Consider the following 8573-nt stretch of genomic DNA (forward strand, 5'->3'; position numbering starts at 1 on the left):
GCTGCGACGGCGCTCGGAGACGGTGTGGGTGCCGGGGGCGCTGCGGCTGGTGATGGCGGCGCTGCGGCACGTGCCGCGAGCGCTGTTCCGCCGCCTGCCGATCTAGCTCGACGGCGACTAGCGGCTGGCGATGGTCCCGCGTTCCACGTCCGCGTGGCCCGCCTGCGGTGGCACCACGGATCCGCCGAAGGCGAACTCCCGGAGCTTGCGCCACACACTGTCAGGGCCCTGTTCGTAGAGCGCGAACCCCGTGCAGGGCCACTCGGCGTCGTAGTCGGCGAGCTCCTGGAACGCGCGGTCCATCGCCGCGTCGTCGATGCCGTGCGCCACCGTGACGTGCGGGTGGTACGGGAACTGCAGTTCGCGCGCCACGGGACCGGAGGCGTCGCGGACCCGCTGCTGGAGCCAGGTGCAGGCCTCGGCGCCCTGGACGACCTTCACGAACACCACCGGTGACAGGGGCCGGAAGGTGCCGGTGCCCGACAGCCGCATCGGGAAGGGCCGCCCGCCCACGGCGACCTCGGTCAGATGCGCCTCGACGGCCGGCAGGTCGGCGGCGTGGACCTCCGTCGGCGGCAGCAGGGTGACGTGCGTGGGGATGCCACAAGCCGCGGGGTCGCCGAAGCCCGCGCGCCGCTCCTGGAGCAGGCTGCCGTAAGGCTCCGGGACCGCGATCGACACGCCGATCGTTACGGTCCCCACGTCGCCTCCTGTCGTCGTTTCCGGTTGTCGTCGTTTCCGGTGCGTTGCCGGTCGCGTCACCGGTTGCGTTGTCATTCGCGTCGCCGGGCGCGTTGTCTGGTTCGTACTCAGCCGTCCGGCTATCGACTGTAAGGCCACAGCTGTGCCGTGGGCAGGCGCAGCCGTAGTGATGTGCAGCGCTCTGCCCAGCGGTACGTGTGTGCGGTCGTACGCCTCAGTGCTTGGCGGGCAGGAAGCCCACCCGGTCGTACGCCTGCGCGAGCGTCTCCGCGGCGACGGCGCGCGCCTTCTCGGCTCCCTTGGCCAGGATCGAGTCGAGCGTCTCCGGGTCGTCCAGGTACGCCTGGGTGCGCTCCCGGAACGGCGTCACGAAGTCGACCATGACCTCGGCGAGGTCCGTCTTGAGCGCACCGTAGCCCTTGCCCGCGTACTTCTCCTCCAGTTCCGTGATACCGGTACCGGTGAGGGTCGAGTAGATGGTCAGCAGATTGCTGATACCCGGTTTGTGCTCGCTGTCATACCTGATGACGGTGTCCGTGTCGGTGACCGCGCTCTTGACCTTCTTGGCGGTGGTCTTCGGCTCGTCGAGCAGGTTGATGAGCCCCTTCGGCGTGGACGCCGACTTGCTCATCTTGATCGACGGATCCTGGAGGTCGTAGATCTTCGCCGTCTCCTTGAGGATGTACGGCTTCGGGATCGTGAAGGTCTCGCCGAAGCGGCCGTTGAAACGCTCGGCGAGGTCGCGGGTGAGCTCGACGTGCTGGCGCTGGTCCTCGCCGACCGGGACCTCGTTCGCCTGGTACAGCAGGATGTCGGCGACCTGGAGGATCGGGTACGTGAACAGGCCGACGGACGCGCGGTCCGAGCCCTGCCTGGCGGACTTGTCCTTGAACTGGGTCATGCGGGAGGCCTCGCCGAAGCCGGTGAGGCAGTTCATGATCCAGGCGAGCTGGGCGTGCTCGGGGACATGGCTCTGGACGAAGAGCGTGCAGCGGTCCGGGTCGAGACCGGCGGCGAGCAGCTGCGCGGTGGCGAGCCGGGTGTTCGCGCGCAGGTCGGCCGGGTCCTGCGGAACGGTGATCGCGTGCAGGTCGACGACCATGTAGAAGGCGTCGTGGGACTCCTGCAGAGCCACCCACTGGCGGACGGCGCCGAGGTAGTTGCCGAGGTGGAACGAGCCTGCTGTGGGCTGGATTCCGGAGAGCACGCGGGGACGTTCAGAGGCCATGTTCACCATTCTCTCAGGTGTACCCGGGAGCTCGGGAACAGGTGGGAACAGAGCTCTCCCCGGAGGGGAGACCCGGGCGGATACTCAGGCGGGTACTCAAGGTACGTACCGGGGGCGGACGGGGGACACATGGCGGGCCGGGGCAGACGGGCGAGGTCTGGGGTCGCGGTGTTCGCGGGGGTGGTGCTCGCCGTGCTGGGGGCGCACCCGGCACGGGCGTCCGCACCTGCCGCGGGGCGCGGTGCCCCGGACATGGCGCTGGTCATCGAGAGCGGCACGGGACGGACGACCGCGCTGCACTCCGGGGAGCGGGACTTCACACGGCTGTGGGACCTGCTGACTCCCACCTACATGGGGACGGAGCGGGTGCCGGACGCGTGGGCGGCGGGCGACTTCCCGCCGGTACGGGCCACCGTGATGTGGGGGCTGAGCGGGGTCGGGGGCTGGCCGCAGACCGACAGCGCGCCCGGGGGCGATGTCGCCATGGCGCGCCAGGACCAGCTGTTCCTGGCCGCGGACGGCACGCCCTGGGTACGCACGGACCCCTCGCCCGACGTGGTGGACGACGACATCCGCTGGCACCGCGCGCCGCGCTCGCTGTTCGAGCGGGTGGTGGGGCGAGGGAGGCTGATCGAGGCCGCAGCAGGCGCACCGGCCTCGAAACGGGGTGTCGGGGAGCGTGCGCGACGGGTGCTGCCCGGGCTGGGCGCGGGTCTGCTCCTCGGCGTCGGCGGCACCGTCCTCGTACGCCGCGCGGCGGCCCGGCGGGATGGCGCCGGACCGCCGCGGGAACCACGACAGGAGCTGATCGATCTGTAGGACCCGAAGGGCCTGGCCTGTAGGACCCGAAGGGCCTGGCCGGGAGTGGGTCAGCCGAGGTCGATCTCCGGGTAGAGCGGGAACGGGGCCAGCAGGTCGGTGGCGCGGTGGGAGATCTCGTCGGAGATCTTCGGGTCCAGGACGTGCTGGGCCTTGGAGGGGGCGCCCTTGGCGGTGGTGCCGGGCTCGGCGGCGGTGAGGACGCGGTCGATGAGACCGGCGATCTCGTCCATCTCGGTGATACCCAGGCCACGGGTGGTCAGCGCGGGCGTGCCGATACGGATGCCGGAGGTGTACCAGGCGCCGTTCGGGTCGGCGGGGATGGCGTTGCGGTTGGTGACGATGCCCGAGTCGAGCAGCGCGGACTCCGCCTGGCGGCCGGTGAGGCCGTAGGAGGAGGCGACGTCGATCAGGTTGAGGTGGTTGTCCGTGCCGCCGGTGACCAGGGTGGCGCCGCGCCTCATCAGGCCCTCGGCGAGGGCGCGGGCGTTGTCGACGACGGCCTGGGCGTAGTCGCGGAACTCGGGGCGGCGGGCCTCGGCGAGCGCGACGGCCTTGGCCGCCATGACGTGCGGGAGGGGGCCGCCGAGCACCATCGGGCAGCCGCGGTCGACCTGCTCGGCGAGGCTCTCGTCGCACAGGACCATGCCGCCGCGCGGGCCGCGCAGCGACTTGTGCGTGGTGGTGGTGACGATCTGGGCGTGCGGGACGGGGTCGAAGTCGCCGGTGAGGACCTTGCCCGCGACCAGACCGGCGAAGTGCGCCATGTCGACCATCAGGGTCGCGCCGACCTCGTCGGCGATCTCCCGCATGATCCGGAAGTTCACCAGGCGGGGGTAGGCGGAGTAGCCGGCGACGATGATCAGCGGCTTGAACTCACGGGCCGACGTCCGCAGCGCCTCGTAGTCGATGAGGCCGGTGGCGGGGTCGGTGCCGTAGGAACGCTGGTCGAACATCTTTCCTGAGATGTTCGGACGGAAGCCGTGGGTGAGGTGGCCGCCGGCGTCCAGGGACATGCCGAGCATGCGCTGGTTGCCGAAGGCCTGGCGCAGCTCGGCCCAGTCGGCCTCGGAGAGGTCGTTGACGTTGCGGACCCCGGCCTTCGCGAGGGCCGGGGCCTCGACGCGGGCGGCGAGGACGGCCCAGAAGGCGACCAGGTTGGCGTCGATGCCGGAGTGCGGCTGGGCGTAGGCGTGCTCGGCGCCGAAGAGCTCGCGGGCGTGCTCGGCGGCGAGGGCCTCGACGGTGTCGACGTTGCGGCAGCCGGCGTAGAAGCGGCGGCCGACGGTGCCCTCGGCGTACTTGTCGCTGAACCAGTTGCCCATGGCCAGCAGGGTGGCCGGGGAGGCGTAGTTCTCCGACGCGATCAGCTTGAGCATGTCGCGCTGGTCGGCGATTTCCTGACCGATGGCGTCGGCGACGCGGGGCTCCACGGCCCGGATCACGTCGAGGGCGCTGCGGAAGGCGGTGGACTCGGTGGAGAGGGGCTCGGGCATTGACGGCCTCCGGACGTGGCGTTCAGCGTTCACGGGTCGGCCCAGGCGCACGGCACACAGTTCATGGGGCCGCTCCCCGATGGTCGGTCCCATCCCAGCGCGCCAGTCACGGCCCCGTCGGCCAGCCTACCGGGCGCGCCGGATCGCCGGGTTCCCCCGTCCACCATGCGAGCGACGATAAGAAGAGAGCCACGAGCCCGACCCCCGTGCGGCAGCGATCCCCGCGCTGCAGGAAACGGAGATCCCGTGACCACCACCGAACGACTCATCGCCTCCGCCGACGCGCACGGCGCGCACAACTACCACCCGCTGCCGGTCGTCGTGGCGACGGCGGACGGGGCCTGGATGACGGACGTCGAGGGCCGCCGCTTCCTCGACCTGCTGGCCGGCTACTCGGCACTGAACTTCGGACACGGCAACCGGCGGCTGCTCGACGCGGCCCGGGCGCAGTTGGAGCGGGTGACGCTGACCTCGCGGGCCTTCCACCACGACCGGTTCGCCGACTTCTGCGCGCAGCTCGCGCAGCTGTGCGGCATGGAGATGGTGCTGCCGATGAACACGGGTGCGGAGGCGGTGGAGACCGCCGTGAAGACGGCCAGGAAGTGGGGGTACCGCGTCAAGGGCGTCCCCGACGGCCGGGCGAGGATCGTCGTGGCGAGCGACAACTTCCACGGCCGTACGACGACACTCATCAGCTTCTCCACGGACGCGGAGGCGCGGACGGACTTCGGGCCGTTCACGCCGGGCTTCGACATCGTGCCGTACGGGGACCTGGCCGCGCTGCGGGCGGCGGTCACCGAGGAGACGGTCGCGGTGCTGCTGGAGCCGATCCAGGGCGAGGCGGGCGTGCTGGTGCCGCCTCCCGGCTACCTCGCCGGGGTGCGGGACCTGACGCGGGAGCGGAACGTCCTCTTCGTCGCGGACGAGATCCAGTCCGGGCTGGGGCGCACGGGCCGCACCTTCGCGTGCGAGCACGAGGGCGTGGTGCCGGACGTGTATGTACTGGGCAAGGCGCTCGGGGGCGGGGTCGTGCCGGTGTCGGCGGTGGTGTCGAGCAGGGAGGTGCTCGGGGTGTTCCGGCCCGGTGAGCACGGGTCGACGTTCGGCGGGAACCCGCTGGCCTGCGCGGTGGCCCTTGAGGTGATCGCGATGCTGCGGTCGGGCGAGTACCAGCGGCGCGCCGCGGAACTGGGTGACCACCTGCACCGGGAGCTGGGGCTGCTGACGGGCACGGGCCATGTGACGGCGGTGCGCGGACGGGGGCTGTGGGCGGGCGTCGACGTCGCCCCCGAGTACGGCACGGGACGCGAGATCTCCGAGCGGCTGATGGACCGGCGTGTCCTGGTCAAGGACACCCACGGGGTCACGGTCCGGATCGCCCCGCCACTGGTCATCAGCAAGGAGGACCTGGACTGGGGGCTGGCCCAGCTGCGTGCCGTGCTCGGTGCCTGAGCGCTCCGCTGGAAGCGCCGTGATGAACCCGCGGGCCGTCCGTGGCTGGCCGCGCCCACGCGGCGGAGCCGCATGATGTCAGAGCCCCGCGCCCCCGAGGGGCGCGGGTACCGCAGCGGACTTCGCCGGAGCCGCTCAGAGGATCACGTGCGGCAAAAAACGGGCGTACTCGTCCGTGATCAGCCCGGACGACTCGCGAATGCCGAGACCGGCGGACTCCCCCTCCACCGCCCAGGCGCCCAGGACCACGTGGTTGCCGTCGAACGCGGGCAGCGGGGCCAGCTCCTGGTAGCAACAGGGCTCGTCCTCGCGTACGACGGGGGCGGCGCCCGGTGCGTGCACCGTCACCCCCGCGCCCTCGCGGCCGAGGAGCGGCTTGGCGACGTAGCCCTGGGTGGTGGCCAGCTCCCGGGGTCCGTCGAGGTAGGCGGGGAGGAGGTTGGGGTGGCCCGGGTACAGCTCCCAGAGGACGGCGAGGAGGGCCTTGTTGCTGAGGAGCATCTTCCAGGCGGGCTCGATCCACAGGGTCGTGCCCGTACCGCCGCCGTTGTCGAGGGTGTCCAGGACGTGGTCGGCGAAGCGGTCGGTGGTGAGCCACTCCCAGGGGTAGAGCTTGAAGCAGCTGCGGATGAAACGGAGCTGGTTGTCGACGAAGCGGCCGGAGAGGGGGTCCCAGCCGATCTCCTCCACCGAGATCCAGTCGGTGTCGAGGCCCGCCTGCTCCGCCGTCTCCTTCAGGTACGCGACGGTCATGAGGTCCTCGCCGAGTTCGTCGGCGGCGGAGTGCGCGAAGTAGAGGGGGCTACCCGGCGGGAGGAGGGCGGCCTGCTTCTTCCAGGCGGCGACGAGGCGTTCGTGGAGGGAGTTCCACTGGTCGGCGCCGGGGAAACGGTCCTCCATCCAGAACCACTGGGGGCTCGCCGCCTCGACGAGGGAGGTCGGGGTGTCGGCGTTGTACTCCAGCATCTTGGCGGGGCCCGTGCCGTCGTAGCGCAAGTCGAAACGGCCGTAGACGGAGGGGAGTTCGCCGCGGCGCCGCCAGGCCTCGGTGACCGCCCGCACGATGCGCGGGTCGGTGATGCCGAGGTCGGCGAAACGGTTCTCCGTGACGATGTGCTCGGCCGCCGCCAGGCACATGCGGTGCAGTTCCTCGACGACCTCCTCCAGCGCCTCCACCTCCGGGAGCGAGAAGGCGTAGTACGCGCTCTCGTCCCAGTAGGGGCGCAGGGAGTCGTCCGGGTAGCGGGTCAGGGGGTAGATGAGGCCCTGTTGCTCGACGGTCTGCTGCCAGCCGGCGCGGGGCTCGATGGTGCGGCGTTCCATGGCGTACGGGTCCGATCGGTGCTGGGCGCGCGGCCTGCGGGTGCGGTGACGTGGTGTCGCGTCGCTCAGCCGCCGGAGCTGCCCTTGCCGCTGCCGAAGCCGCCGCGGTCGACGGAGTGGTGGCTGCCGCCGCTGGTGCTGCTGCCGGATCCCTTGCTCGCCTTGGTGAAGGAGCCGCCGTCGATCCAGCCGCTCTTCTTCTTGCCGCCGTAGTACCAGCCGCTGCTGACCGAGGACTTGGTGGTCTTGCAGTTCTTGTCGGCGACGACCTTGTAGCCCCTGGCCGAGGTGTAGCTGTCGCGGTCGACGCAGCGCTTGTCCGGCTCCGAGGAGCAGGCGGTGAGGGCCGCCGCGAGGAGTCCCATGCCGCCGAGTACGACCGTGCCCGAGCGCAGTTGCCGTCGTGTGTCCGCCATCTTCGATCCCCCGTTTGTCGTGACAGTGCGTTCTGTTGAGCGTCCTGGTGGGCGCCCTGCTGGGCGCAAGCGATCAGATTAGGGAACGGCTCTGACAGGTGGGCGGCAGCCCCCTCGTTTTCGGCGTCCCCTACAGTCACTTCGTGCTCTTTGGAATGGTGTGCGCACTTGGCGCGGCGGTCTGTTTCGGTACGGCGACGGTGTTGCAGGCGATCGCCGCGCGGGCGGCGGCCGACAGCGGCGGCTCGGGCGGGGACGCGGCGCTGCTGCTGCGGGCGCTGCGGCAGTGGCGGTATCTCGCGGGCCTCGCGCTGGACGGGCTCGGCTTCCTGCTGCAGATCGCGGCACTTCGCTCCATCCCCATCTACGCGGTCGGGGCGGCGCTGGCGGCGAGCCTCGCGGTGACGGCGGTGGTCGCGGCGCGGCTGCTGCATGTGCGGTTGAGCGGGGTGGAGTGGGCCGCGGTGGGGGTGGTGTGCGCGGGGCTGGCGATGCTCGGACTGGCGTCCGGGACGGAGGGCAGCGAGGCCGGGTCCATGACGCTGAAGTACTGGATGCTGGGGACCGCGGTGGTGGTGCTGCTGCTCGGTCTGGTGGGCGGGCGGATGTCCGGGCGGGGTCGGGCGTTGGTCCTCGGCCTCGGGGCCGGGTTCGGTTTCGGCGTCGTAGAGGTGTCGGTACGGCTGATCGACGACCTCGCGCCCGCCACCCTGCTGACCAACCCGGCGACGTACGCGCTGCTCATCGGCGGAGGCGCCGCGTTCATCCTGCTGACCTCGGCGCTGCAGCGCGGCTCGGTGACGACGGCCACGGCCGGTCTGGTCATCGGTGAGACCATCGGACCGGCCCTGGTGGGGGTGATCTGGCTGGGCGACCGCACCCGCGAGGGCCTGGCCTGGCTGGCCGTGCTGGGGTTCGTGGTGGCGGTGGCGGGCGCGTTGGCACTGGCACGGTTCGGGGAGGCGCCGGTGGAGGAGGGGTGACGGGGCGACGAGCCCGGCGTTGGGGCATCGCCCTCGAACGCCGGGCACACCGAGGCCTTTAGGTCCTGTCGTCACATTCCCGTCGTCCGCCCGGAGGGCGGGCCCTGCGGCGTCATGGGGGTCCCCCCTGCTCGAGCGGAGTCGAGAGCTTGGG

8 protein-coding genes, 1 pseudogene and 1 riboswitch are annotated in these 8573 nt (G+C 71.4%); of the genes and pseudogenes, 4 read left to right on the forward strand and 5 right to left on the reverse strand.

Features of this window, described 5'->3' with window-relative positions; genetic code table 11:
• Positions 1 to 106: pseudogene (locus ACFVWD_RS56200) on the forward strand (decaprenylphospho-beta-D-erythro-pentofuranosid-2-ulose 2-reductase); the annotation flags it as partial.
• Positions 107 to 117: 11 nt separating this feature from the next.
• Here the strand turns inward: ACFVWD_RS56200 and ACFVWD_RS56205 are convergent.
• The gene (locus tag ACFVWD_RS56205) at positions 118 to 702 is read right to left on the reverse strand and encodes a 2'-5' RNA ligase family protein (protein ID WP_389606760.1); all 585 of its coding nucleotides are present in this window, start codon (positions 700 to 702) and stop codon (positions 118 to 120) included.
• Between the two features lie 214 nt (positions 703 to 916).
• Positions 917 to 1930: a tryptophan--tRNA ligase gene (trpS, locus tag ACFVWD_RS56210; RefSeq protein ID WP_389606762.1), complete on the reverse strand. Its 1014-nt coding sequence runs from the start codon at positions 1928 to 1930 to the stop codon at positions 917 to 919.
• Between the two features lie 129 nt (positions 1931 to 2059).
• On the opposite strand from trpS, the gene ACFVWD_RS56215 reads away from it, so the two are divergent.
• Positions 2060 to 2749: a hypothetical protein gene (locus ACFVWD_RS56215; protein ID WP_101400229.1), complete on the forward strand. Its 690-nt coding sequence runs from the start codon at positions 2060 to 2062 to the stop codon at positions 2747 to 2749.
• Between the two features lie 50 nt (positions 2750 to 2799).
• Here the strand turns inward: ACFVWD_RS56215 and ACFVWD_RS56220 are convergent, their stop codons facing one another.
• Positions 2800 to 4296 carry a glycine hydroxymethyltransferase gene (locus tag ACFVWD_RS56220; RefSeq protein ID WP_389606763.1) on the reverse strand — a complete coding sequence of 499 codons (1497 nt, stop codon included), beginning with the start codon at positions 4294 to 4296 and terminating at the stop codon, positions 2800 to 2802.
• Positions 4278 to 4365, reverse strand: a riboswitch (ZMP/ZTP riboswitch). Its footprint overlaps the gene before it by 19 nt.
• Before the next feature lie 126 nt (positions 4366 to 4491).
• Between ACFVWD_RS56220 and rocD the strand changes: the two genes are divergently transcribed.
• Positions 4492 to 5697, forward strand: coding sequence for an ornithine--oxo-acid transaminase (gene rocD / locus ACFVWD_RS56225; protein WP_389606765.1), 1206 nt, complete (start codon positions 4492 to 4494; stop codon positions 5695 to 5697).
• A gap of 135 nt (positions 5698 to 5832) precedes the next feature.
• Here the strand turns inward: rocD and ACFVWD_RS56230 are convergent, their stop codons facing one another.
• A complete protein-coding gene (locus ACFVWD_RS56230; RefSeq protein WP_389606767.1) occupies positions 5833 to 7020 on the reverse strand; it encodes a glutathionylspermidine synthase family protein in 1188 nt (395 codons plus the stop codon).
• Positions 7021 to 7085: 65 nt separating this feature from the next.
• On the reverse strand, positions 7086 to 7436 hold the full coding sequence (locus tag ACFVWD_RS56235) for a hypothetical protein (protein ID WP_389606769.1): 351 nt from the start codon (positions 7434 to 7436) through the stop codon (positions 7086 to 7088).
• Positions 7437 to 7591: 155 nt separating this feature from the next.
• Here ACFVWD_RS56235 and ACFVWD_RS56240 point away from each other — a divergent pair, with 155 nt between their 5' ends.
• The gene (locus ACFVWD_RS56240; protein ID WP_101400224.1) at positions 7592 to 8419 is read left to right on the forward strand and encodes a DMT family transporter; all 828 of its coding nucleotides are present in this window, start codon (positions 7592 to 7594) and stop codon (positions 8417 to 8419) included.
• The last annotated feature ends 154 nt before the right edge of the window (positions 8420 to 8573 follow it).

This window comes from Streptomyces sp. NPDC058086 (assembly GCF_042885015.1).
Taxonomy (GTDB): Bacteria; Actinomycetota; Actinomycetes; order Streptomycetales; family Streptomycetaceae; genus Streptomyces.

What these genes read in the sequence shown, in the direction of transcription:
- ACFVWD_RS56215 (WP_101400229.1), top strand. Translation starts at nt 2,060, where the DNA reads ATGGCGGGCCGGGGCAGACGGGCGAGGTCTGGGGTCGCGGTGTTCGCG.
- ACFVWD_RS56240 (WP_101400224.1), top strand. Translation starts at nt 7,592, where the DNA reads ATGGTGTGCGCACTTGGCGCGGCGGTCTGTTTCGGTACGGCGACGGTG.
- ACFVWD_RS56230 (WP_389606767.1), bottom strand. Translation starts at nt 7,020, where the DNA reads ATGGAACGCCGCACCATCGAGCCCCGCGCCGGCTGGCAGCAGACCGTC.
- ACFVWD_RS56235 (WP_389606769.1), bottom strand. Translation starts at nt 7,436, where the DNA reads ATGGCGGACACACGACGGCAACTGCGCTCGGGCACGGTCGTACTCGGC.
- trpS (WP_389606762.1), bottom strand. Translation starts at nt 1,930, where the DNA reads ATGGCCTCTGAACGTCCCCGCGTGCTCTCCGGAATCCAGCCCACAGCA.